At 67.1% G+C, this 24,980-nt stretch carries 20 protein-coding genes; 6 read left to right on the top strand and 14 right to left on the bottom strand.

Annotated elements, in window-relative coordinates:
- Positions 1 to 20 precede the first annotated feature (20 nt).
- The 8 genes from AC3WJI_RS16955 to AC3WJI_RS16920 all read right to left on the bottom strand — a co-directional run bounded on the left by AC3WJI_RS16955 (position 21) and on the right by AC3WJI_RS16920 (position 13,273).
- Positions 21 to 1,481 carry a flavin-containing monooxygenase gene (locus AC3WJI_RS16955; protein ID WP_492758463.1) on the bottom strand — a complete coding sequence of 487 codons (1,461 nt, stop codon included), beginning with the start codon at positions 1,479 to 1,481 and terminating at the stop codon, positions 21 to 23.
- Positions 1,482 to 1,530: 49 nt separating this feature from the next.
- Complete coding sequence (locus AC3WJI_RS16950) at positions 1,531 to 5,769, bottom strand: translocation/assembly module TamB domain-containing protein (RefSeq protein ID WP_492758462.1); 4,239 nt, start codon at positions 5,767 to 5,769, stop codon at positions 1,531 to 1,533.
- On the bottom strand, positions 5,769 to 7,919 hold the full coding sequence (locus AC3WJI_RS16945) for an autotransporter assembly complex protein TamA (RefSeq protein WP_492758461.1): 2,151 nt from the start codon (positions 7,917 to 7,919) through the stop codon (positions 5,769 to 5,771). Before AC3WJI_RS16945 ends, AC3WJI_RS16950 begins: the two co-directional genes overlap by 1 nt.
- Positions 7,920 to 8,019: 100 nt before the next feature.
- Positions 8,020 to 10,077 (bottom strand): malate synthase G, encoded by a 2,058-nt coding sequence (locus AC3WJI_RS16940; protein ID WP_492758460.1) that lies wholly within the window; start codon positions 10,075 to 10,077, stop codon positions 8,020 to 8,022.
- Between the two features lie 67 nt (positions 10,078 to 10,144).
- A complete protein-coding gene (locus AC3WJI_RS16935) occupies positions 10,145 to 10,600 on the bottom strand; it encodes a MarR family winged helix-turn-helix transcriptional regulator (protein WP_492758459.1) in 456 nt (151 codons plus the stop codon).
- 208 nt (positions 10,601 to 10,808) lie between these two features.
- On the bottom strand, positions 10,809 to 12,215 hold the full coding sequence (locus tag AC3WJI_RS16930; protein WP_492758458.1) for a coniferyl aldehyde dehydrogenase: 1,407 nt from the start codon (positions 12,213 to 12,215) through the stop codon (positions 10,809 to 10,811).
- A gap of 46 nt (positions 12,216 to 12,261) precedes the next feature.
- On the bottom strand, positions 12,262 to 13,014 hold the full coding sequence (locus AC3WJI_RS16925; protein ID WP_492758457.1) for a prepilin peptidase: 753 nt from the start codon (positions 13,012 to 13,014) through the stop codon (positions 12,262 to 12,264).
- Positions 13,004 to 13,273, bottom strand: a complete 270-nt coding sequence (locus tag AC3WJI_RS16920) for a hypothetical protein (protein ID WP_492758456.1) — start codon at positions 13,271 to 13,273, stop codon at positions 13,004 to 13,006. Before AC3WJI_RS16920 ends, AC3WJI_RS16925 begins: the two co-directional genes overlap by 11 nt.
- Before the next feature lie 76 nt (positions 13,274 to 13,349).
- Between AC3WJI_RS16920 and AC3WJI_RS16915 the strand changes: the two genes are divergently transcribed.
- Both AC3WJI_RS16915 and AC3WJI_RS16910 read left to right on the top strand, forming a co-directional pair.
- The gene (locus AC3WJI_RS16915) at positions 13,350 to 14,537 is read left to right on the top strand and encodes an acetyl-CoA C-acyltransferase (RefSeq protein ID WP_492758455.1); all 1,188 of its coding nucleotides are present in this window, start codon (positions 13,350 to 13,352) and stop codon (positions 14,535 to 14,537) included.
- On the top strand, positions 14,534 to 15,103 hold the full coding sequence (locus AC3WJI_RS16910) for a hypothetical protein (protein WP_492758454.1): 570 nt from the start codon (positions 14,534 to 14,536) through the stop codon (positions 15,101 to 15,103). The genes AC3WJI_RS16915 and AC3WJI_RS16910 overlap by 4 nt, the downstream gene beginning before the upstream one ends.
- A gap of 6 nt (positions 15,104 to 15,109) precedes the next feature.
- Here the strand turns inward: AC3WJI_RS16910 and AC3WJI_RS16905 are convergent, their stop codons facing one another.
- Together AC3WJI_RS16905 and AC3WJI_RS16900 are read right to left on the bottom strand one after the other, a co-directional pair.
- Entirely contained in the window at positions 15,110 to 15,514 is a 405-nt protein-coding gene (locus AC3WJI_RS16905; protein ID WP_492758453.1) for a lysozyme inhibitor LprI family protein, read from the bottom strand.
- A gap of 47 nt (positions 15,515 to 15,561) precedes the next feature.
- A complete protein-coding gene (locus tag AC3WJI_RS16900; protein WP_492758452.1) occupies positions 15,562 to 16,035 on the bottom strand; it encodes an SH3 domain-containing protein in 474 nt (157 codons plus the stop codon).
- Between the two features lie 93 nt (positions 16,036 to 16,128).
- On the opposite strand from AC3WJI_RS16900, the gene AC3WJI_RS16895 reads away from it, so the two are divergent.
- Positions 16,129 to 17,127 (top strand): 2-hydroxyacid dehydrogenase, encoded by a 999-nt coding sequence (locus AC3WJI_RS16895; protein WP_492758451.1) that lies wholly within the window; start codon positions 16,129 to 16,131, stop codon positions 17,125 to 17,127.
- A gap of 13 nt (positions 17,128 to 17,140) precedes the next feature.
- Here AC3WJI_RS16895 and AC3WJI_RS16890 read toward each other — a convergent pair whose 3' ends face one another.
- From AC3WJI_RS16890 to AC3WJI_RS16875, 4 genes are all read right to left on the bottom strand, one after another.
- Positions 17,141 to 17,836 carry a glutamine amidotransferase gene (locus tag AC3WJI_RS16890; RefSeq protein WP_492758450.1) on the bottom strand — a complete coding sequence of 232 codons (696 nt, stop codon included), beginning with the start codon at positions 17,834 to 17,836 and terminating at the stop codon, positions 17,141 to 17,143.
- Positions 17,837 to 17,915: 79 nt separating this feature from the next.
- A complete protein-coding gene (locus AC3WJI_RS16885; protein ID WP_492758449.1) occupies positions 17,916 to 19,319 on the bottom strand; it encodes an NAD(P)H-dependent flavin oxidoreductase in 1,404 nt (467 codons plus the stop codon).
- A 64-nt stretch (positions 19,320 to 19,383) separates the two neighbouring features.
- Positions 19,384 to 20,517 (bottom strand): glycosyltransferase family 4 protein, encoded by a 1,134-nt coding sequence (locus AC3WJI_RS16880; protein WP_492758448.1) that lies wholly within the window; start codon positions 20,515 to 20,517, stop codon positions 19,384 to 19,386.
- A 111-nt stretch (positions 20,518 to 20,628) separates the two neighbouring features.
- Positions 20,629 to 21,492, bottom strand: coding sequence for an alpha/beta fold hydrolase (locus AC3WJI_RS16875; RefSeq protein ID WP_492758447.1), 864 nt, complete (start codon positions 21,490 to 21,492; stop codon positions 20,629 to 20,631).
- A gap of 18 nt (positions 21,493 to 21,510) precedes the next feature.
- Here AC3WJI_RS16875 and AC3WJI_RS16870 point away from each other — a divergent pair, with 18 nt between their 5' ends.
- The 3 genes from AC3WJI_RS16870 to AC3WJI_RS16860 all read left to right on the top strand — a co-directional run bounded on the left by AC3WJI_RS16870 (position 21,511) and on the right by AC3WJI_RS16860 (position 24,914).
- Positions 21,511 to 22,863, top strand: coding sequence for a protein adenylyltransferase SelO family protein (locus AC3WJI_RS16870; protein ID WP_492758446.1), 1,353 nt, complete (start codon positions 21,511 to 21,513; stop codon positions 22,861 to 22,863).
- A gap of 207 nt (positions 22,864 to 23,070) precedes the next feature.
- Complete coding sequence (astD, locus tag AC3WJI_RS16865; RefSeq protein WP_492758445.1) at positions 23,071 to 24,486, top strand: succinylglutamate-semialdehyde dehydrogenase; 1,416 nt, start codon at positions 23,071 to 23,073, stop codon at positions 24,484 to 24,486.
- Positions 24,487 to 24,719: 233 nt separating this feature from the next.
- Positions 24,720 to 24,914, top strand: a complete 195-nt coding sequence (locus AC3WJI_RS16860) for a hypothetical protein (RefSeq protein WP_492758444.1) — start codon at positions 24,720 to 24,722, stop codon at positions 24,912 to 24,914.
- Positions 24,915 to 24,980: the final 66 nt, after the last annotated feature.

Below are 24,980 nucleotides of genomic sequence, written 5' to 3'. Positions count from 1 at the left end.
GGGCGAAATGTCGATACACCCTAGGCCAGGACTTTGGCCGGCTCCGGGTTGGAGAATTCCATCTCCTGATCGATCCCGCCATATTTGAGTGCCATCAGGTCGCGCGTGTAATTCTGATGGACTCGCCACGGCTTGCGCGAGCCCTGGCGCGGCAGCTGCGCGGCGGCGCGCTGGACATAGCCCGAGGTGAAATCGAGGAAGGGGACTTCCTCGACTTGCCCAGCGAGCCGCGGCGTCACCCGGCGCATGCCGCGCTTGCGCATCGCATTGAGCAGCCGCGTGACATAATTCGCGGTCAGGTCCGCCTTCAGCGTCCAGCTGGCATTGGTATAGCCGAAGGAGATTGCGAGATTGGGCACGTCGGAAAACATCATGCCCTTGTAGGTCATGTGCTTCGCCGGCTCGAACGGCACGCCGTCGACGGTGATGGGTACGCCGCCCAGCAACTGGATCTCCAGCCCGGTTGCGGTGACCACCAGATCCGCCTCGAGTAGCTCGCCAGAGGCCAGACGGATCCCGTTCTCGGTGAAGCGATCGATCGTGTCGGTGACCACTCGGGCCTTGCCGTCGCGGAGCGACGCGAACAGGTCCGCGTCCGGAACGAGGCACAGCCTTTGGTCCCACGGATTGTAGCGCGGGGTGAAGTGCGTATCGATGTCGTGTTCGGGCAGCTCCTTGCGCACCATGTCGACCAGCGTCTTCTTCGCCTTGTCGGGATGCTTGCGCATCGCCCGGAAGAAATATTGCTGGAGCAGCACGTTCTTCCAGCGCGTCAGGCCATAGGCGGTTCTCGCCGGCAGCCTGCGCCGCAGCCAGTTGGCAATGCCGTCCTCCGAAGGCCGCGCGACGATATAGGTCGGCGAGCGCTGGAGCATCGTCACCGACTTTGCCTCCTTTGCCAATTCGGGCACCAGGGTCACCGCGGTCGCGCCGCTGCCGATCACGACGACCTTCTTGCCGGCATAATCGACATCGTCGTCCCAAAATTGCGGGTGGACGATCCGGCCTCTGAAGTCCGCGACCCCGGCGAAGTCGGGCGTGTAGCCGCGGGCATAATTGTAATAGCCCGTGCACAGGAACAGGAAGCTGCACGTGAATACGACTTCGGCACCGTCGCGCTCGGCGACCACCGTCCAGCGCGCCTCGTCGCTCGACCAGTCGGCGCGCTTGACGCCGTGGCCGTAGCGGATGTGGCGGTCGATGCCATGTTCGCGCGCAGTCTCGTCAAGATAGCGCAGGATCGACGCCCCATCGGCGATCGCCTTGTCCCCGGTCCACGGCCGGAAGCCGAAGCCGAGCGTGTACATGTCCGAATCCGAGCGGATCCCGGGATAGCGGAACAGGTCCCAAGTCCCGCCGAGCCGCTCGCGGCGCTCGAGCACGACATAGCTGCGGTCCGGGCTGTTCGCCTGCAAATGATAGCCGGCGCCGATCCCGGAAATCCCCGCTCCAACCACCACGACGTCGAAATGCTCGCTCATCGGCCCCTCCAGACAGGTTGCTTACAACACTGTCAGTAACCGGGCCAAATCAATAATCCCGCGAGTAACGCAAACTCACGCTCGACCCGCCGAACGATCCGGTCTGCGAGAGCAGGCTCAGTGCGCGGTTGAGCGCGATCTCGAGCTGAGTCGCTGTGAAACCGCGCGCGTCGGTGATGATCTCGATATAGATGTCGTCGGTGATGTACTTGCCCGCGGCAAGCGACGTCCCTCGCCCGCTGGCGTCATCGGCGCCGAGGATGCGCAGCCGGTCGATCCCGGTCGCGGACTTGAGCTTGCCGAGCGGATTGAGCCCGCCGCCCGAGCCGCTCAGCGAATTGACCGCCGCGGCGAGCTGGATCGCCTCGGTCGCCGACAGATTGGTGACGTTGGTCCCGAAGAACAGCCGCGCCAGCACTTCCTCTTGCGGCAGGCTGGGGTTCGAGGTGAACGCGATCTGCGGGCGCTGCGCGGTGCCCGACACGTTGAGGATCGCAGTCACGCCCTCGGCGGTGGTCGTCGCGGCGATGTCGATCGTCGGGTTCGACAGCTGGCTGCCCTGGAAGCGGATCGTGCCGCGGGTGATGTCGAAGCGGCGGCTGGCGAAGCTGTAGGTGCCGCGCTCGATCTCCATCGTGCCCCGCACCTCCGGCGCGGCGGTGGTGCCGCCCACGACGATCCGCGCACTCCATTCGGATTCGAGTCCCATCCCGGAGACGAAGATCCGGTTGTTCGCATTGATCCGCAGATCGAGGTCGAACAGCCCAGCGGCGCGCGCCGGCTTGGGTGCCGCCTGACCATTGGCATTGTCGACCAGCTGGCTCTTGCGGCGGATGCCGGTGAGCTCGGGAATCTCGGCGGCGCCCTGGCGGATGATCTCGTATTTCGCCTCGGGGATCGTCAGCCGGCCCTCGATCTTGGAGACCTGCGGGTTCTTGGTGATCGTGATCTTGCCGGTAGCGGTCGCGCCGAGCGCGTCGCTGCGCGCGAGCCGTGCATTGTTGAAGTCGGCGGTCACGCTCATCGGATAGCCGTTCGCTGCGGAGAGCCCGATTCGGCCCTGCGCCTTGACCGTGCCGTCGCCGGCCTTGCCGCTCGCTTCATTGAGGATCAGTTCGTTATCGGAGAAGCGGCCGTCGATCCGCAGATTGGTGATCTGGGTGCCGTAGGTCTCGTTGCCATAGCTCAGATTCTCTCCGCGGACGACGCCGACCAGCCGCGGGTCGCTGACCCGGCCCGAGAAATCGGCGGCGATACCAATCGGCCCGGTCAGATGCTGGTTGGTCAGCCCGGCCAGCGAGAAGGGAACGGCGGCCGGCCCGTTATAGCGTATGCCCCCCGAGAGTGGCGCTTCGCTCAGCCGTGTCGTCCAGCTGCCCGCGCCCGGTCCCAGCGGGCGCATCGTGGCCACGACGCGTCCGATCGTGGTCGTGCCGCGCTTGATCAGCGCGCGCACGTCGCCACCGTCAGGCAGCAGCTTGCCGACCAGGCCGATATCCACCGGCGTTGAAACCGTCGCGAGGCTCGACCGCGTGAACTCGTCGATGTTCAGCCGGACGTCGGCGCTCGGGAACGAGGCAGACTTGGGCTGTGCGAAGTCGATGCTGCCGGTCGCGGTACCGCCGACGCCGATCCCGGGCACATAGGCATTGATCACCGCCAGATCGAGCCGGTCGAGCCGCGCCTGCAGCGCCATGCCGTTGCCATAGCTGCCGGCGATGCGGGCGCTGCCCTGGTCGAAGTCGATCTGGGTCGGCTGGAGCCGGTACATGCCCTTGGCGACGTCGATCCGCGCCGGGTTGACCGTGTGGAACTTGATCCCGCTCCCCTGCCCCTGCAGCGCGACCAGCCATTGCTGGGGCGACATGCGGGCGTTCGCAGCGATCTGGAACGGCACGCCCGACGAGCCGGTAGCGAACGCCTGTGCAGTGCCATTACCGCCTTTATAGTCGACCTTTGCACGCGCCGTCTTGAGGACGAAGTTGCCCTGACGAAGATTGGAGAGCTGGACGTCGGCAAAGATCTCCGGCGTCTCGGCGAGCAGCACGTTCGCCGAGACCAGGCCGCGGCCGATCGTCAGGCCGGCGTCCCCCGGGATCGTAGCATTGAGCGCGCGCGCCTGCACGTCCGCACGCTGGTATCTGCCCTGCGCGGCAAGTTGAGCACTGCCCGATACGCCTGAGCCTTGGAAGCTGAGATTACCTGCGAACGGCCCCGCGCGCGTCTGCTGGAGCTTGCCAGCGATGTCCATGCCGGCAAAGCGTGCCTTGTTGATATCGACCGCGAGCGTCGCGCCGGTGCGCACCAGCACGTCGGCGGTGAACGGCCCGTAATTGGTCCCGCCGCTGGCAACGACCGCATAGGCATCGCCGCGCCCGCGCACCCGCGCCTCGAGATTGACCAGCCCGACGCCGAGCCCCGGCCGCGCCGCGCGCAGCAGCACCTGCGGCGCGTTCAGCGATCCCGTCACCCGCGCGCTGAGCGGCCCGTAGACGGTCGACACCGCGTCGGCGTCGATCAGGATCGGACCCGCCGGATCGTAGCGCCCCGATCCGCGCAGGATGCGGAATTGCGGCGCGCGCATGCGGATGTCGTTGACTGCGATGATCCCCTTGGGATCGAGCGCGACGCGCGCCGAGGCGACAGCGTTGCCGCCGAGGAAGTTGCGCGCTGCCTCGTTGGTAAGCCGCTTGGTCTCGGCGGCGACATGCCCGCGAATGCCCCAGCCGCCGCCGGGCGCCGCATAGAGCTCGGCGTCGGTCTTGAGGTTGATCACCCCGACGCCGTTGACGGCATAGTCGTTGATCCGGCCCTTGATCGCGCCGGTATAGCGGCCGGTGCTCATATCGGCGGCGATGATCGCGGTCGCGTCGACTCGGTCCGAGCGCAGGCGGAGATTGTCCGAGAGAATCTGACTGCCCGAGATGGCGAGATCGCCCGCCACGGTCAGGTTTGTGACCAGCCCGCCCGCCGCGGCGTTGAGCCCGCTCACCCGCGTCGCGCGCGCGCGCACCGGCACGAGGATGCGATCGGCGTCGACCCGTGCGCGGCCCTCGGCATAGAGGTTCTGCACCACGGTCTCGCCGAACCCGAGCGACGCCGCGCGGATCTTGTAATCGACCACAGGCCGATTGAACGGCCCGTCGAGCGCGAGCGCCGCGCGCACTTCGCGGCCGTTCAGGTTGGGTGCGATCGCGCCCGGCGTGAGCAGCATCGCGTCGACATTGAGGTTGCCGAAGCGATTGTGCGCGAGGTCGACCAGCCCCTTGGCCTCGACCGAGAGCGCCTTGGACTGGAGCTTGACTTCGCCATTGACCGTCCGGTCGCGCAGCACCGCGTCGGCCTGGACATCGAGCTGCGGCGCGGTCAGCCGCTCGACCGGCCCCTGCAGATAGACGCCGGGCCAGGTCGGCCCGCGAACCTGGAAGCGGCCATTCTGCGCGATGATGTTGAGATCGGCGAGCATGCGGCCGCCGAGCGTGCCATTGGCCTTGCCGCGCCAGTCCTGCCAGCTGCCGCGCCCTGCCACCGTGAAAGCCACCGGGCGGTCGAGCGCCGCCAGCCCGGTGACGAATCCGCCGACCGGGCCGTTGAGCTTCATGTCGATATCGAGCTTGTTCTTGTCGGGCACCGCGTCGAGCTTGAGCACCAGTGCGTCGCCGCCCGCCACGCCCGGCGCCGAAACCGTCCCACCGTCGAGCGCGAGCTGCGCGCGGCCGCCGGCGATGTGCGCGCTGCCCTTGATCCGCCCGATATGCCGCTGGCCGGCCACTGCCGGCGCCATGTCGATCCGCGCCACGTCGAGCCGGGCGATGTCGATGTCGAGATCGGGGAGCAGCGGCCCCTTGGGATCGGTCGAGGGCTTCAGCGCGGGCAAACGCAGCAGCCGCACTTCCGGGCTCGCCAGGTTGCGGATGTCGACATGGTTCTGCAGGAAGGAAAACGGCCTCCAGTCGAGCGCGACCTCCTTGGAGGTCGCGAACACGCCCTGGGTGTCGCGCACCTCGACGTCGCGCAGCACCAGCGCGCCGTAGAGCGAGCCATCGATCCGCCCGACGCGGAAGTTCAGTCCCGAAGCGAGAGTCAGCTTGCTCAATTGCTGCGCGACGAACTTGCGTCCCGGCTGGGTGTTGACCCCAAGGACGAGCAGCCCGGCCAGCAGCGCCAGCGATCCGATCCCGATCGCGCCCCATTTGACGATCCGCTGCCACAAAGGCGGCTTTTCGACGATGCGCGTTACCGGCGCCTCGCCTTCGGGGATCTCGGTTTCGGGAAGATCGGACGCCATCAGAATGCCTGCCCAATCGAGATATAGAGCGAAATCTTCGATTCACCCGGCTTGCGGCCGATCGGCGTCGCCACGTCGATGCGCAGCGGCCCGAAATTGGTGTAGAGCCGCCCGCCGATGCCCGCGCCGAAGCGCATGTTCTTCCCCGTCGGGTACAACCCTTCATAGACCTGACCGGCATCGACGAACGGCACGATGCCGTAATTACCGAAGCGATAGCGGGCCTCGAGCGCGAATTCGTTGAGGCTGCGGCCGCCGACCGGCCGGCCATCGGGCGAGCGCGGCCCGAGCTCCTGATAACCGAAGCCGCGCACCGAACCGCCACCGCCCGCATAATAACGCCGCGACGGCGGCAGGTCGTTGCGTGCGATTCCGGGGATCGAGCCGACGCGCGCGCGCCCGGCGATCACGATGCTCGAGGATACCGGATAATAGGTCGTGCCTTCGAGCATCAGCCGCGCATAGGGCCGCGCCGCGCCGCGCACCGAGGTCTCGGGGCTGGCATTGGCCTTGATCCGGAAGCCGCGGGTCGGATTGAGCAGATTGTCCGACGTGTCATAGCCGACAAAGCCGGGCAACGCCGCGATCAGCCAGGTGCCACGGTCGCGGGCACCCTTGTTGAAGTTGAACTGGTCCTCGTTCGAGCCGACGAGTTCGGCGCCGTAGAAATAGGTCCAGCGCTTCTGCCAGATCGGGGTCGAATCGCGCGACCAGCGCACGGCGAGCGTGCCAGTGTAGGATTCGAAGGCGGCATAGTCCGAATGGTTGACCGCGGCCTGGATCTGGAAGGTGCGGTCGCGCTGTCCGGCGTTCGAGCGGCGGAAGGTGCCCGACAGCCCCTGCTCCTGCGTGCCGAGGATCGCGCTGCCGATCAGCGCGCCTTCGGGCGGGAACAGGTTGCGGTGCGTCCAGCTGCCTTCGGCACGGAAGCCCTGGCCGGTGCTGTAGCCGACCTCGCCCGCCAGGGTGCGTACCCGGCCGCGATTCTGGGTGACGCGTAGATCCACCACTTCGGTGCCGTCCGGGCCGGGTTTTCCGGTGCGCACAGGTTCAACTGCAACGGTCGAGAACAGGCTGGTGGCGATCAGCGCCTCGCGGAGATCGTCGACTTTGCGGCTGTCGTAGATCTGGCCGGGCTTGTAGCGGCGGAAGATGTTGAGGTGGTCGGCTTCGAATACCGGGCGGCGCCCCTGGGTGACGATCTCGCCGAACACCGATCGCGGCCCGAGCTCGACCGGCAGCGTATAGTCGCCGATCTGAGTTTGCTCGTCGAGCAGGATGTCGCGATCGCCGAGCTTAATGAACGGATAGCCTTGTTGCGGCAGCCGCAGGCTGACATTCGCTTCGGCGCCCTGGACGCGTTCGGCCTGGATCGGGTCGCCCGGATTGAGATTGAGCTCGCGGTCGAGCAGCCCGGCCGGCACGGTCGGGTCGGCGACGACCTTGACCTGGCCCAGCCGATAGAGATTGCCCGGCGTCGCGGTGATCGTCGCGCGCAGGTTGCCTGAGTTCCTCGGATTTTGCTCGACCGTCGAGACCGCAGTGCCGTCATAATAGCCGAGCGACTGCATCAGCCGCACCGCGAGATGCTCGTCCTCGCGCGCCCGCGCCGCGACCATCGTCGCGTTCGCCGCCTTGCCGTCGCCGTCCTCGAGCGCCGAGAGGTCGCGGAAGCGATCCTCGAGCCCGACCTTGTCGAGGCCCTCGACCACCGTCGTGTAGCGAATCGACGCGACCTTCTCGTCGTCGACGCCTTCGATCTTGACCGGCTCAACCTTGAACTGCGCGAGCGGGACCAGCGGCTGCGCGAAGGCCGGATCCTCCGCCGCGGGCGGCGGGAAGGCCTCGATCTGGTTGGCGACGTTGCCCGGCGTGGCGGGCTGGGTGACCGGCGGCTTCTTGCCGAAATCCTGCATCGGCTCGAGCGGCGCATTGATGTCGTCGCTCAATTTGGGCAGCGCCGCCTCGAACTCGGCATCGGGGACGATCGTCTCGTCCTGCGGTGCGGTCTGCGCCGGATCGGGATTAGGTAGCGATGCCGGCGCGCCCTGGCCCGGCTTCGGATCGGATACCTGCGCGCACGCCACGCCTGGCAGGAAGGCACTCCCTGCCAGCGCGGCAAACCACACCGCTTCAACCCCTTTGCGCACGCGCCTCCTTCAGGAGCCGCGGAACCGGCCCTCTCGCTTCCGTAACGACCCATTCGCGCTTTGGCTCCCCCTGCGCGCGATTCAGCAACAAATTCAGCGGTTAGCCGAGCTTTGCGCGCGTCCGGAAGCGGTGGAGCAATGGTTCGGTATAGCCATTGGGCTGGGCGGCACCCTCGAAGATCAGCGCCCGCGCCGCCGCGAACGCCAGGCTCTCTGCCTCGCGCCCCGCCATCGGACGGTAAAGCGGATCGCCTGCATTCTGCGCATCGACCTTCGCCGCCATCCGCCGAAGCGCGGCCTCGACATCGTCGGCGCTCGCCACCCCGTGCAACAGCCAATTCGCGATATGCTGCGACGAGATGCGCAAGGTCGCGCGGTCCTCCATTAGTCCGATATCGTGGATATCGGGCACCTTCGAACAGCCGACGCCTTGGTCGATCCAGCGCACGACATAGCCGAGGATGCCCTGGGTATTGTTGTCGAGCTCGCGCGCGATTTCCTCCGCCGACCAACTTCGCCCCTGCGCAACCGGAATGGTCAGCAGCGGCCCCAATCCCGGGACCGCCTCGGCCGCAATTGCGCGCTGGCGGGCGAACACGTCGATCCGGTGATAGTGCAGCGCGTGGAGCGTCGCCGCGGTCGGCGACGGCACCCAGGCGGTGTTCGCGCCGGCAAGCGGATGCGCTTCCTTCTGGGCGAGCATGTCGGCCATGCGATCGGGCGCCGCCCACATGCCCTTGCCGATGTGGGCCTTGCCCGAGAGCCCGCAGGCGAGCCCGATGCGGACATTGCGGTCCTCGTACGCCGCGATCCAGCGCGACGCCTTCATCTCGCTTTTCGGGATCATCGGCCCGGCGCGCATGCTGGTGTGGATCTCATCGCCGGTGCGATCGAGGAAGCCGGTGTTGATGAAGGCGATGCGGTCCTTCACGGCGTGGATGCACGCGGCGAGATTGGCCGAGGTCCGCCGCTCCTCGTCCATCACCCCAACCATGATCGTGTGCCGCCCCAGGGCGAGCAGATCTTCGACCGCATCGAACAGCCGATCGGTGAAGCCGCACTCCTCGGGCCCGTGCATCTTCGGCTTGACGATGTAGATCGACCCTGCCCGGCTGTTGCGGAAGCGGCCCAGCCCGCGCAGGTCGTACAGCGCGATCAGACTGGTGAGGACCGCGTCGAGAATGCCCTCGGGCGCCTCCTCGCCATCAGGCAGCAGCACCGCCGGGTTGGTCATCAGATGCCCGACATTGCGGACGAACAGCAAGGAACGCCCCGGCAGACCGCCGCGATCGGAATTGAGCGTCCGCGTGACGGTTTTGCCCCCCTTTTCGAACCGTTCCTCGAGATCGCCGCGCATCAGCCCGAGCCAATTGGCATAGGCCGCGACCTTGTCCTCTGCATCGACCGCAGCGACCGAATCCTCGAGGTCGACGATCGTGGTCAGCGCCGCCTCGAGCAGCACATCGGCGATTCCCGCGGGATCGTCGCGCCCGATCGCGTGCGCGTGGTCGATCATCACTTCGATGTGGAGCCCGTTGTGGCGATATACCCACGGCGCGACCTGCTGGCCGGGATCGCGCAGCACCGGCTCGCCCACCAGATCGGTCCATTTGCCCGTGGCAAGCGGCACCGCCTCGTCGAGGAACGCCTTGGCGTAGGCGATCACCTGCGCGCCGCGCTCGCGATCATAGCCGCCCGGCTTCGCCGCACCCGGCAGCGCATCGGTACCGTAGAGCGCGTCGTACAGGCTCCCCCAACGGGCATTGGCAGCGTTGAGCACGAAGCGGGCGTTTAGCGCGGGAACCACGAGTTGCGGCCCCGCCATCGTCGCGATCTCGGGATCGACATTGGTCGTGCCGATTTCGAAGGGTCCTGGCTCTGGAACGAGATAGCCGATCGCGCGCAGGAAGGCTTCCTGCGCCGCAGGATCGGCGGCGCGCTCCGGATTTTCAGCGGACCAGCGGTCGATCTCTGCCTGCAGATCGTCGCGCTTGGCCAGCAATGCGCGATTCTCCGGGGCAAAGCGGGCGAAGATCGCCGCGGCACCTTCCCAGAACGCGTCGGGCGCGATCACCAGATCCGGCAGCACGTGCGTCTCGACGAAGCGCGCGAGCACATCGGCGACCTTCAGACCGGCGCGATCGAGATAAGTGGGCATGCGAACTCCTCCTGGCAAAGCCTCATTGCCTGGGGAGGGCCTGTGCGGCCTATCCGGCGGCGCGCCGCTAATCAACCCCGCGTGTCAGTGCGATCGCCGCCGCCTCGATCCGTTCGAGCATGGCGCGCAATTGCTCGCGCTCCGCATCGGACAGGGTCGCAAAGATCCGCCGCTCGAATTCGAGCGCCTTGGGCGCTACCTGTTCGTAAAGCGCCCAGCCCTGCTCGGACAGGGTCAGCAGATGCGAGCGCTGGTCGCCGGGATTGGCTGCGCGCTGGATCAGCCCGCGCTCGGCCAGCGCGATCGCGGCGCGGCTGACCGTCACCTTGTCCATCCGCGTCCGTCCGCACAAAGCCTGCTGGCTCATCGCCCCGCCCTCGGCGAGCACCGCGACCAGCCGCCACTCGGGAATGCGCAGCCCGAACAGGGTGCGATAGGCGCTCGCCACCGTATCCGAGACGGTATTGGATGCGATCGACAGCCGGTAGGGCAGGAAATGATCGAGCTTTAGCGACTTGGGCATGGCGTCACCGTGCTGCCAAGATACCCGCGCTGCAAGTGACAACGCTGTACGATTGCATTTTCTGCAATGATACCGTTATCATTTCGCACTTGCGGCATAGTCCGCCGCGGTGCAGAAAGATCGGGCCTTTCAGGCATCCTCTCCTAAAACTTTCAAACGGCCGCCCTCCGGGGCGGCCTTTTTTTGACGTCGGGACGCGCCCGCGTCGCTACTTCATCTGCCGCCGGATCGTCGCCCAGGTCGCCTTGCCGTACGGTGGCTTCATCCCGGCAAGCTTGGCCACATCGAGCCGCGGCTGCTTGTAGATGCTGCGCGCATGGCTGAAGGTGCGGAAGCCTGCCTCGCCGTGATAGGCTCCCATCCCCGACGGCCCGATCCCGCCGAACGGCAATTCCTCCTGGCTGACATGGAAGACGACGTCGTCGAGCGTCACCCCGCCCGAGATCGTCCGATCGAGCACGCGCCGCCGCTCCTCGCCGTCGCTGCCGAAATAATAGAGCGCCAGCGGCCGATCGCGGCGGTTCACTTCGGCGACGGCGTCGTCGATATGGCGGTAGCTGCGCACCGGCAGCACGGGCCCGAAGATCTCCTCCTGCATCACGATCATGTCGTCGGTCGCGCCGCGGACGATGTGGAGCGGCAGTTTGCGCGAATTGGACGCTGCGAAGTCCTCGTTCGCCGGATTGACCGCGATCACCTCGGCCCCCTTGGCGCGCGCATCCGCGATCCAGTCGTGGAGCCTGGCGTGATGGCGGTCGTTGATCACCGCGGTGTAGTCGGGATTGGCGAGCAGGCTCGGATACATTGCCGCAGCGGCGCGGGTCAGCCGGTCGACGACCTCACCTTCTTTCTCCTCTGGCACCAGCATATAATCGGGGGCGAGGCAGATCTGCCCGGCGTTGAGCATCTTGCCCATCGCCACGCGCTCGGTCACCTGCGCGATGTTCGCCGAGCGTCCCACCACCACCGGCGACTTGCCGCCAAGTTCGAGCGTCACCGGCACGAGATTGTCCGCCGCGGCATGGAGGATGTGCTTCGCGATACCCGTCGCGCCAGTGAACAGCAGATGGTCGAACGGCAGTTCGGCGAACGCCTTGCCGACGTCCGGCCCGCCGCTGACGAAAGCCAGCTCCTCGGCGGCGAAGTAGCGTGGCGCCAGTTCCTCGAACAAGGCCGCTACCACCGGGGTGAACTCGCTGGTCTTGACCATCGCGCGATTGCCCGCGGCGAGCACCCCGGCAAGCGGGCTCATCACCAGGTTCACCGGGAAATTCCACGGCGCGATGATCCCCACCACGCCCTTGGGCTGGTACTCGATCCACGCCCGACCGCCGAGCAGCCCGAGCGGGAACAGCGTCGGCCGGCGCGCGGCGCGTGACCAGCGCGCGACATGCTTGAGTGCGTGTTTGAGCGGGCCGATCGACGCGGCGATGTCGGCGATCATCGATTGCTCGCGGCTGCGATGCCCGAAATCCTCCGACAGCGCGTCGCAGAAGCGTGTCGCATTGTCGGCGACCATCGCGATCGCGCGCTTGAGCCGGTCACGGCGCACATCGAGCGACACCGGCAACTCGGCCATGAACGCAGCACGCTGGCGCTCCAGAAGAGTCTTCATTGCCTAGATGTGCGGCGAACCGCGCGCCCGTGCAAGCGGAGTGCGGTCAGGCCAATGCCTGCCCCACCCACACTGCCCAGCCGGCCGCCGCGAGCATCACGCCGAATGGCAGCCGATCGGTCGCGGTGACCTTGCGCCCGGCACTGAGGAAGCCCAACACCGCGGCGAGCCCGATCAGCGCCGCGGTCAGCAACACCAGCGGCAGCGCCTGCCAGCCGAGCCAGCAGCCGATCGCGCCGAACAATTTGGGATCGCCGCCGCCCAGCCCCTGGCGCCCGCGCAGCAGCCGGTACCCCGCCGCCACCGCCGCCAACGACGCATAGCCGCCGATCCCGCCGATCAGCCGCTCCTCGATCAGCGGCCAGATGCCGAGCAGGCCCGTCGCCAGCCCGATTACCGCCAGCGCGCCGGTGAGCAGATTGGGCAGCCAGAACGCCGCGAGGTCGAGCGCCGCGAGCGTCAGCAGCAGCCAGCCGAATACCGCTCCGGCGATCCCCTCGATCCCCGGCGCAAGCCCCCCCGCGGCTAGACCGATCGCCAGCCCGGCCAGTTCGGTGACGAGGTGCCCCGGATGGATCGGCGCGCTGCAGTCGCGACATCGCCCGCGCTGGAACACGAAGCTCAACACCGGCACCAGTTCGCGCGCGGTCAGCCCCTTGGCGCAGCCGTCGCATTGCGATCGCCCCTGCAGCGCCGAATTGCCCTGGGGCCAGCGGATCGCCACCGTAGCGATGAAGCTGCCGAAGACCAGCCCGAGCCCACCTAGCAGGACGGGCCAAAGCCAAGCCTCAATCGTCATCGCGCGGCGGCCGCTTGCGGATCAGATAGCGGTACACCCCGAAGATGTTGATCGCGAACAGGACGAGGTTCTGCGTCCACAGCGGTGCATCGTCGGAAAGCAGGGCACCGCTGATCCAGCAGATGCTCGACGCCACGAACAACGCGAAGCCCCATCCCGTGACGCGCCGGCCAAAATCGAGCGAGACCATGAATGCGGCGATCATCCCGCTGATCGATGCGGCCCATTTGAGAATCTCGACCAGCGTCATCTGCACCATCCTTGGGGTTGCACGCCGGCTTTTGCAAACCGTCGCGGGGATCACTAGATCGCCCCCAACAAATGAGAGGAAAACAATGTCCGCCGACGAGATCGTCATCGCATCTTATGCGCGCACGCCGATGGGAAGCTTCCAGGGCTGCCTGACCGACGCCAGCGCTACCGATCTGGGCGCCACCGCGGTCGGCGCGGCGGTCGAGCGCGCCGGGCTCAAGGGCGACGCGGTCGAGCGGATCTATATGGGCTGCGTGCTTCCCGCCGGGCTCGGCCAGGCGCCCGCGCGCCAGGCGGCGATCCACGCCGGCCTGCCCACGCATATTGAGGCGACGACGATCAACAAGATGTGCGGATCGGGAATGCAGGCGGCGATCATGGCCGCCGAGGCGCTCGCCGCGGGCTCGGTCGACCTGCTGGTCGCGGGCGGCATGGAGAGCATGACCAACGCGCCTTATCTCTCGCTGCGCCACCGCGGCGGCGCGCGGATCGGCCATGACGTGCTCAAGGACCATATGTATCTCGACGGGCTCGAGGATGCCTATGAGCCCGGCAAGCTGATGGGCAATTTCGCCGAGGAGACCGCGCGCGAATATCAGTTCACCCGCGAGGCGCAGGACAAGTTCGCGATCGAATCGCTCCAGCGCGCGCAGAAGGCGCAGCGCTCGGGCGCGTTCGACCGCGAGATCGTCCCTGTCGAGGTCAAGGGCCGCAAGGGGGTCACCACGATCAGCTTCGACGAGCAGCCCGCCAAGGGCGATCTCGCCAAGATCCCGACGCTCAAGCCCGCTTTCTCGAAGGACGGCACGATCACCGCTGCCAATGCCTCCTCGATCTCGGACGGCGCCGCGGCCTTGGTGATGACCCGCGCGAGCGTCGCCGACCGGCTCGGGCTCAACCCCGTCGCGCGCGTCGTCGCGCACGCCGCGCACGCCCACGCCCCGGCGCTGTTCACCACCGCGCCGGTGTTCGCGATGCGCAAGGCGCTCGAGAAAGCGGGATGGCAGGTCGGCGATGTCGACCTGTTCGAAGTCAACGAGGCGTTCGCCTGCGTCGCGATGATCGCGATGCATGACCTCGGCATCGCGCACGACGTGCTCAACGTGCATGGCGGCGCCTGCGCGCTCGGCCACCCGATCGGCGCCAGCGGCGCGCGCGTGCTCGCGACCCTGCTCTCCGCGCTCGAGACGTCGGGTGCCAAGCGCGGCCTCGCCTCACTCTGCATCGGCGGCGGCGAGGCCACCGCGATGGCCGTGGAACTGCTCGATTGAAACGCTGGCTCGCGGCAGTCGCGCTCTGCTGCGCCGCGCCGGCGGCCGCCGGCCCGGCCGGCTGGCCCGCGCTCACGCCCATCCGCTTGCATGCCGGGACCAATATCGTCCCCGACATCGCCGGCGACGGCAAGCCGGGCAGCATCACGCTCGACTGGTACGACAACGGCAATGCCTGGAGCTACGACATCTTCACGGTCAAGGTTAACGGCGCCACTGCCACCGTCGACGGGAAGGATCGCTTTACCGATGCCCCGCACACCGGCGAGGACGTCATCGCCTCGGTCCGCTTCGCGCGCGGCACGCACCGCGGCCACGCCACGACCTTCGCGCTCGTCGCCCATCGCAACGTGGTCGAGAGCGTACCGGAGCCCGCAGTCACGACGATCACCCTGTACGCACTCGAGCGGAAAGGATCGGCCGCCGCCTCGCCGTACATCTTCACTTCGGTGGCAAAGATGACGGCGAAGCGGCAATATTGCCACGCCGACATGGCGCTCAAGACCGAGCTCGGCTTCCCGCTGACCAAGAGCTATGACGGCCTGGCGACGATCGACGGCTGTTGAGCTCGCTCAGCGCCGCGCCAGCACCTGCGCCCTCGCCTTGGTGACGTCGACCCAACATTGCGTGACCACCACGCCCGCCATGCTCCCGCCCTTGTAGCGGTCGCCCTTGGCGATGCAGCCGCGGTCGCGCTGCGCCAGCCATTTGCGCTGCTCGGCAAGCAGGCGTTGCCGCGCCGCTGGGCCAGACCGTGCACGCAGCCGGTTGTACGATGCCGACATCCGCGCGTCGGCCACGCGCAGCTCGTGCGCGGCGCAATGCTGCATGTCGAAGGTGGTGATGCATTCCTTCGGCGCCGGATCTGCGAATGCCGGGTTGGTCATGAACGCTCCCGCGGTCTGCGCGGACGCGCTCGCAGGCACCAGCGCCGCTCCGGCAAGGGCAATCCACAGGGCGGCAAATCGACGAGTCATTGATATCTCCTTCGCGCCCGGCAACGCACGGGCCACCGAAAGGAACCTTAGTCGACCGCTTCGCCGGGCTCGACGCCCCAGATATGCGACTGCTCGATATAGCCGACCCGGCCGCCGACGTCGAAGCGGCACCAATTGCTCGCGCATTTGCTGATCCGCCCGACCACGCCGGGCTCGACACGCCAATTGATGTGCGCGTCGAGCTGCGGCGCCGAGCGCAGCTCGGTCACCGCGCCGATCACGATCGCAGTGCGGCGCTCATCGAGAAAGTTGCGCAGCATCCAGCCCTGGGTACCGCCCGGATCCTCGACCTTGCGCCACTCGCCATAGACGTCGACCACCTTGAGCGGCAGGTCGCGGCGCTTGTAGAGCCAGCTCGCCGGATAATTGCGCCCCGGCCCCGCGCGCAGATGCGCCTTGTCGACGTCGATCGATACCCAATAAGGCGGCTTGCGCTGCGCCACCGCGGGCATTGCGACCGCCAGTATTGCCGCAACCGGCACGAGCCCCCAAGCGCGCATTCTAACCCCTTTCGTCATCCCTGCTGATATCGCGAGGGGGCCGCGCGCATCAACCCGTTGACTGCGCGCGCCGCGACCGCCAATCCGCCCTGAATGGCACAGACCGCGCGCCCCTCCCGCCCCCGTGTCGCGGTGACCCGCACGCTGCCCGAGGCAATCGAGGCGCGGATGGTCGAATTGTTCGATGCCGTGCACAATCCCGACGACCGGCCGATGGACCGCGATGCGCTCGCCGCCGCGATGGCGGATGCCGACGTCTTCGTCCCCACCGTCACCGACCGGATCGACGCCGACCTCATCGCCGCCGCGCCCGAACGCCTCAAGCTGATCGCCAATTACGGCGCCGGCGTCGGCCATATCGACCTCAAGGCCGCGCGCGAACGCGGCATCACCGTCACCAACACCCCCGGTGTGCTCACCGAAGACACCGCCGACATGGCGATGGCCCTGATCCTTGCCGCCCCGCGCCGGCTGATCGAGGGCGACAAGCTCGTGCGTTCGGGTGAATGGACCGGCTGGCGCCCCACCGGCATGCGCGGGCATCGGATCGGCGGCAAGAAGCTCGGCATCCTCGGCATGGGCCGCATCGGCCAGGCGGTGGCGCAGCGAGCGCGCGCCTTCGGACTCCAGATCCATTATCACAACCGCCACCGCATCCCCGAAGTCGCCGAGGCGCAGCTCGGCGCGACCTTCCATTCCGAGCTCGACACGATGCTGGAAGCGGTCGAAATCCTGACCATCCACACCCCGCACACCGGCAGTACTGCCGGACTGATCGACGCGCGCCGGCTCGAGCTGCTCGGCCCGAATGGCTGGCTGATCAACACCGCGCGCGGCGAGATCGTCGATCCCGAGGCGCTGGTCGCAGTGCTGACCGCAGGCCGTATCGCCGGCGCCGGGCTGGACGTCTATGTGAACGAACCCGCGGTCGACCCGCGCCTGATCGCGCTCGACAATGTCGTGCTCCTCCCGCACCTCGGCTCGGCGACCTTCGAGGGCCGCGAGGCAATGGGCCGCAAGGTCATCGCCAATATCCGCTCCTGGGTCGACGGCCACCGCCCGCCCGACCAGGTGCTCGACGGCTGGCTCTAGCCCCTTCCGCGCGTCAAAGCCCGCGCAACCAGTCCCGGATCATCGCCTGCCCCGCCGCGACCGCCGCAGGGCCATGGGCATCATGTTCGCCACGCAGGACCTCGGGCGACGTGCCCGCCTCGGCGATGAAGCCGGGGCCGTTCTCGATCCACGCCTCGAATCGCGAATCCTCCCCCATCTCGGCATGGAATTGCAGCGCCAGCACTTCGGGTCCGCGGCGAAAGGCCTGGTGCGGATAGACGGCAGTCGAGGCGAGCAACTCGACTCCTTCCGGCAGATCGAAAGTGTCGCCATGCCAGTGGAGCATCGGCACTTCGGCGATGTGCCGCAGCGGCGAATCCGCGCCCGCAGTGTTGAGCGTGACCGGCGCGAAGCCCAACTCCTTGACCGGCCCCGGCCGCACCTCGGCGCCCATCGCAGCGGCGACCATCTGCGCGCCGAGACACACGCCCAGCGTCGGTAGCCCGCGCCCAATCCGCTCGGCAAGTCGCTTGATCTCGTGCGCGATCCACGGATGCGCTTCCCGCTCGTAGACGCCCATCGGGCCGCCCATCATCAGCAGCAGATCGGGCGCGGTGAAATCGAGGGCGGAGAAGCCGGGATCGGTGACGTCGACGCGGTCGAGCACATAGCCCGCCGCCTCGATCGGCTCGCGAAACCCGGCAAGGCCCTCATAGGGCGTATGGCGAATGATCAGGCCGGTCTTCATGCCCCTAGCCTAGCCCGGCAAATAGCAATCGCCAGACTAGGCTTTCTTGGGACGCGGCAAGCAGACCGATTTTCTCCGGTCAGTCCCCGGTCAGGATCCGGTCGACCAATTGCTTCACCGTCGGCACGAAGCCGTTCGAATAGAAAGGGTCGCGCTTGAAGTTGTAGGCGCCATGGCCTGCGAACATCAGATTCTCGTGCACCGGGCCGCCATGCGCGATGTCCTGCAACGTCTTCTGGATGCAGAAGCTGCGCGGGTCGGCGAGCCGCCCGGTCGAATTGGTCTCGGTGTCTGCCCAGGACGAGAATTGGCATTGGCTGAGGCAGCCCATGCAATCGGCCTGGTCCTTGCGGATCACGCCCTTTTCCTCCTCGGTGACGAAAACGAGCGTGTTGTCCGGCGTCTTGAGCGCCGAGGTGAAGCCGAGCCCGAACCATTCGCGCGCACGCAGCAGGTCATTGCGGGTCACCCAGAAATTCTTGCCCTTCACACCCACGTCGAGCTGGAAGGTGTGGTCGCCGGCATGCTCGGTCGAATAGGCGATCTGGCGCTCGCTGCGGGCTTCGAGGTTGCGCAGGAAGGGATTGCGCACCGCGCTCGAATAGAAGCCGGTCGGCGAGAAGCGGTGGAGCAGGATGTCGCCTTCCTCCAGCGTCATCAGCTCGTTCTTCCACGCCTCCGGGATCGGGCTTTCCTTTGTGAGCAGGGGCCGCGTGCCGAACTGGAAGGCGATCTTGCCGAGCTCGGGATTGTCGATCCAGTCGTTCCAGTCGCGGAGGTACCAGACGCCACCAGCCATCACGATCGGCACGTCATCGGAGATGCCGCCCTCGCGCATCGTCGCGCGCAGGTCGCGGACGCGCGGATACGGGTCCTGCGGCACCAAAGGGTCTTCGGCATTGCTGAGGCCGTTATGCCCGCCGGCGAGCCAGGGATCCTCATAGACCACCGCAGCCAGCCACTCCGCCGCTTTCGAATAAGCGCGCTTCCACAGGGCGCGGAAGGCGCGGCCCGAGCTCACGATCGGGAGATACGACACGTTGTACGACGCCGCGATCTCGCTGAGCTTGTACGGCATGCCGGCGCCGCAGGTGACGCCCGCGACCATGCCCTTGGTCCGCTCCAGCACACCGTGGAGCACGCGCTGCGCGCCGCCCATCTCCCACAGCACGTTGATGTTCACCGCGCCCTTGCCCCCGGCGATCTCGAACGCGCGCTTTACCTGCTCGACCGCGCCGTCGATCGCGTACTGGACCAGTTCCTCATGCCGCTCGCGTCGGGTCAGCGCGCGATAGATTTGCGGGATGATCTTGCCCTCGGCGTCATAGCTGTCGGCATTGACCGCGCTCACCGTGCCGATGCCGCCCGCCGCCGCCCAGGCGCCTGCGCTCGCATGGTTCGTCGCCGCGACACCCTTGCCACCCTCGACCAGCGGCCAGACTTCGCGGCCGTTATAGTTGATAGGTGTCAGACCCTTGAACAAAATGACCTCCGGAAAAGTTTGAGCGACGCTATACGCAACCTGCACTGGACGCGAGCGGCAATTGTTATCCTAACACACCCGGGCGTCCCATCGCGGCTCCGTACAAACGCGCATAAGCGGCGACCATCTGCGCTTCATCGAACAACGCACGGGCGCGCGCACGGTTCTGCTGGCCGATATAGCGCATCGAATCGGGGTTGCGCGCGAGCGTGTCGATCCGGTCGCGCAGGTCGACTTCATGGTGGCGCGGCGCAAGGAACTGCTCATTCTCCGGCGCGACCATCGACGGGATGTCGCCGACCCGCGTCGATACCACCGGCAGCCCGGCCGCCATCGCCTCGATCACCGAGATCGGCGCCTGCTCGCTCTTGGACGACATCGCATAGATGTCGAACAGCCGCATATAGCGGTGCGGCTCGGGGAGGAATCCCGGCAGGATCACCTGATCCTCGATCGCCATCGATTCCGCGGCGTCGAGGATGTTCTGCCGCTCGGGTCCCTCGCCGAGGATCACCAGCTTGAACCGCGCATTGACCCCGGCGACCGCGCGGATCAGCATGGGCAGGTCCTTGACCGGCCGCAGCCCCGCGACGCAACCGATGAACACCTCGCCCTCGCGGCGGTTCTTGAGCTGGGGAATCAGCGCGGCGTCAGGCTTGTCGGCATAGAGCGCGGTCGGCACGCCGTTGGCGATGCGGTGGACGCGCTCGGCGGGCTGCTTCCAATGCTTCAGCGCGACGCGCTCGAGCACCTGGCTCGGCACCACCAGCGCATTGGCGGCGGGCAAGGCGATCCGGCGGTACATGTTGCGCACCGGATTGAGCCGCTCGGCCTCGTCCTGGTTGAAGCCGTCCTCGTGATGGACGATCGGCGGCAGTCCCTTGCCGAACACCCGCGCCGCCATCACCCCATCGATCGCGCCCCAATTGTAAGTGAGGACAAGGTCGAAGCGCCGCATGAATCGCGCGATCTCTTCGTAGCGCTTGACCGACGGACGCCCGGTGAGCGGCGGTGGGTTCTGCGCGATCTCGTACTTGATCCCCTTCGCGATCGCGCCGCGTGCCTCGAGCTGGTCGGGCATCGCCGAGACGATCGTATGCCGCGCCCTGTCGCCGAACGCGTTCATCAGCCGCACGGCGCGCGCTTCCTTGCCGCCATGGTTGAAGGTCGAGTGGAGGTGGAGGATGTGGACCGACATGCTCTAAATCTCCCCTCCCGCTTGCGGGAGGGGTCGGGGGAGGGGCTGATCGAGGATCATGACGCGCGGCTTCATGCCCTCCCCTAACCCCTCCCGCAAGCGGGAGGGGAACTAGATTTTGGCGAGCAACCGCTCGATCCCCGCCACTACCTCGGGCTCGTCGAGCGTCGGGGCGTGCCCGACCCCCGCGACCGTCACCAGTTCGCCCATCGGCAGCCTTGCCGCCATCTTTTCCGCGGTCGCGGCGCTCAAGATGTCCGAGCGTTCGCCGCGCACCACCAGCACCGGCTTGTCCTTGAGCGCGTCGATCGTCGGCCACATGTCGGGACCCGCCTCGTTGCCCGGCACGCGGAACGGCTCGGCGATCTTCATGTCATAGTCGAGCACGATCCGCCCCGAGCTGTTCACCCGGTACAGCCGCTTGGCCATGCGCAGCCAGTCCTCGATCGCATAATTCGGATAGACGTCGCCATTCCCTTCGGCGACCGCGCGCGCGGCGTGCATCCAGGTCGGATGCCATACTGCCTTGCCGACATAGTTGCGGATCCGCGCCAGCCCGCCGGGCTCGAGCTCGGGGCCGACATCGTTGAGCACCGCGCCTGCCAATTTGGCGCCGTCGGTCGCCGCGAGCAGCATCGTCACGATCCCGCCCAGCGAGGTCCCCACCGCGACGAACCGCGCAATGCCCAATTCGGCGAGCAATGCCTCGACATCCTGCAGATAGGTCAGCGGCACATAGGACATCGGGTCCTTGGCATAAGCGCTCTCGCCGCGCCCGCGGAACTCCACGCAGAGCACGCGCCGGGCGCCGGCCAGCCTTGTCGCCAGCCCCTCATAATCGCGCGCGTTGCGGGTCAGCCCGGGAAAGCAGATCACCGGTGGCGCATCCTCCGCGCCGGCATAATCGCGGTAATGCAGCCTCAGGCCGTCTTTCGACCACCAATAGCCATCGCTGTAGTTGCGCCGCTCACCCATCCGTCCCCATATCGCCGCATGGCTTTCACTCCGCAACAGGCGATCCTCGAACTCGGGCCCGCCTTCTACGATCCGGTCGCCGCGGCGAACTTCCCCAAGACGATCCTGCGCTTCCGCAACGACCGTGCTGCCGCCGAAATCGGGCTCGACGCGCTGAGCGACGCGGAGTGGATCGCGCATTTTGGCCGGTTCGCGCCGCTGCCCGGCAGCCTCCAGCAGCCGCTGGCGCTACGCTATCACGGCCACCAGTTTCGCGTGTACAATCCCGAGATCGGCGACGGCCGCGGCTTCGTGTTCGCCCAGATGACCGACACCGCGGGCCGGCTGATGGATCTCGGCACCAAGGGCTCGGGCCAGACGCCCTGGAGCCGCTTCGGCGACGGCCGCCTCACCTTGAAGGGCGGCGTCCGCGAGATCCTCGCCACCGAGATGCTCGAGGCATTGGGGGTCGAGACCTCGCGGACCTTCTCGCTGATCGAGACCGGCGAGGAGCTCCAACGCGGCGACGAACCCTCCCCGACCCGCTCGGCGGTGCTCGTCCGGTTGAACCACGGCCATATCCGCATCGGCACCTTCCAGCGCCTCGCTTATTTCCAGGACACCGAGAATCTCTCCCGGCTGACTTCGTATGTCCTGCGCCATTATTACGGCGAGGAAGCTGGCGACGACGCCCCGCAGCGCCTGCTCGGCCACGTCGCCGCGCGCACCGCGCGGATGGCCGGCCGGTTCATGGCCGCGGGCTTCGTCCACGGCGTGCTCAACAGCGACAATATCAACGTCACCGGCGAGAGCTTCGATTACGGCCCGTGGCGCTGGGCGCCGAGCTGGGCGCCGGGTTTCACCGCGGCTTATTTCGACCAATACGGGCTCTATGCCTTCGGCCGCCAGCCCGAGGCGATCTATTGGGACGTGATGCAGCTCGCCAGCTCGCTCCGCTTGATCGCCGACGAGGAACCACTGATCGAGGCGATGGAGATATTCCCCGCGAACTTCCAGCGCGAGGTCGGCGAGGCGATGCTGTGGCGGCTGGGCGTGGTGCCGCGCGGCGTCGAGCACGACCGCCCCCTGGTCGGTGCGATCGAGCGCGCCCTGGTCGAGACCGAGACGTCGATCGACCGCTTCTTCTTCGACGGGTTCGGCGGGACGCTACCCGAAGGCTATGGCGAGCCCTTTGCCGACCTCCGCGCCCAGCTCGGCCACTACGCCCCGCGCAAGCCGCGCGACCATCCTTATTGGTCCGAGGCCGAGCCCTGCGCGATGCTGATCGACGAAGTCGAGGCGATCTGGGCCCGCATCGACCAGACCGACGACTGGGCCCCGCTCACCCACAAGGTCGCTGCGATCCGCCGAATGGGCGAAGCGTTGGCTTGAGAGATCCTCCCCCGGAGGGGGAGGGGGACCGCGAAGCGGTGGAGGGTAGTCACTCAAAGGCTGAACCATCGCTCGTGGAGAATACCCCTCCGTCAGCCTGCGGCTGCCACCTTCCCCTCCGGGGGAGGATTTGATGGACGGGGGTTGGCAAGCCTCCGCACTTTCGGGCAAGAGCAGGCCATTCTTCCGGGGACACAAGCCAGAAAAATGCCGGGAACGGAAATCATCTCGACCGAGCCGGCGACGGGCGCCGTGCTGTGGCGCCAGAAGATCGGCGACGTCGATGCCGAGGTCGCGCATGCGCGGCGCAGCTGGGCCGATTGGGCCGCGCGTCCGCTCGCCTATCGCATCGAGGCGCTGCGCCGCTTCGCCAATGTCGTCCGCCAGAAGGCCGACGCGTTCACCGACCTGCTCGCGCGCGAGACGGGCAAGCCGCTCTGGGAGGCGCGTACCGAAGTCGAAACCGTGATCGGCAAGGTCGACATCTCGGTCACTGCCTATTCGGAGCGCACCGGCCAGCGCCGGATCGAGGCGCCGATGAACACCCGGCTCGCGCTCCGCCACAAGCCGCACGGCGTGCTCGCGGTGCTCGGCCCCTATAATTTCCCGGCGCACCTGCCCAATGGCCATATCGTCCCGGCGCTGCTCGCCGGCAACGCGGTGGTGTTCAAGCCGTCGGAAAAGACGCCGGCGAGCGGCGCATTCCTGGTCGACTGTTTCCACCAGGCCGGGATCCCCGAGGGCTGCATCCGCCTGCTGATCGGCGGGCCGGAAGAGGGCAAGGCGCTTGCCGGGCATCCCGATATCGACGGGCTGCTGTTCACCGGCTCGGCCAATACTGGCATCGCGCTCAACCGCCAGTTCGCGACGCGCCCCGAGAAGATTCTCGCGCTCGAAATGGGCGGCAACAACCCGATCCTGGTATGGGACACGCCGGACCTCTATTCCGCCGCCGTCCTCATCATCCAGTCGGCCTTCACTACCGCGGGCCAGCGCTGTACCGCCGCGCGCCGGCTGATCGTCGACCAGAACCTCTTCGATCCGCTGATGGAGGAACTCAACAAGCTGATCGGCCGGTTGATCATCGGCGAGCCGCACGCCGATCCCGCCCCGTTCATGGGCCCGGTGATCGACAATGACAGCGCCGACATGCTCACCGAGAGCTTCCTCGCGCTGTCGACGATGGGCGGCCGGCCGCTCAAGCATATGGAGCGCCCGATCGAGGGCCGCCCGTTCATCACCCCCGGTCTGATCGACATGACCCAGGCCAACGACAAGCCCGATGTCGAACTGTTCGGCCCCGTGCTCCAGATCTACCGCAAGGCGAGCTTCGAGGAAGCGATCGCCGAGGCGAACGACACCCGCTACGGCCTGTCGGCAAGCCTGGTCAGCCAGAACCCCCGGCTCTACGACCAATTCTGGGCGAACATCCGCGCCGGCATCGTCAACTGGAACCGCCCGACCAACGGCGCCAGCTCGGCCGCGCCGTTCGGCGGAGTCGGCTGGTCGGGCAACCACCGGCCGAGCGCCTATTATGCGGCGGATTATTGCGCGTACCCGGTGGTATCGTCGGAATCCGAGCAGGCGCGGGCAGCGATCGGGCTGGGATTGCGGGACGCCTAACCTTCCCTCTCCCGTCGGGAGAGGGTTGCGCAGACTTGGGTCCGCTTCTTCAGCGGGCCCTAGTCGAAGCTGGGTGAGGGGATCACGCTCTCGATAGCAGGACACCCTCACCTAGCTTCGCTAGGCAGCAAGCTGCCAAGCTGCGCTACCTCTCCCACAGGCAGAGGAAATGTCGGTAGACACCGCCCTTTCCCCCTCGCTATCGCCGCGCCATGCCTGTCATTGCCACGATCATGAACTCCGCCACCGGCCAGCCGATTCAGCGGATGACCTTCGGCCGCATGCCCAAGCCCTGGGCCTCGTTCACTCTGGAAAGCGGCGAGCTCGTCACCGCCGATCGCGTCGAGGTCGGCAAGCCTGCGCCGGGCAAAGTGGTGGTGCCGGTCTCGGTCTGGGTGTCGCCGAAGAAGACGGTGGACCAGCCCTGACCCCTGCCTCGCCCAGCAATAATTCGTTACATTTCCGACGCACGCCCCGCATTGAAACCCCCGCCC

This window comes from Sphingomonas sp. FW306-1B-B10E (genome assembly GCF_058782005.1).
Note: the sequence above shows the minus strand (reverse complement) of the source record. Positions and strands in the feature narration are given on the sequence as shown.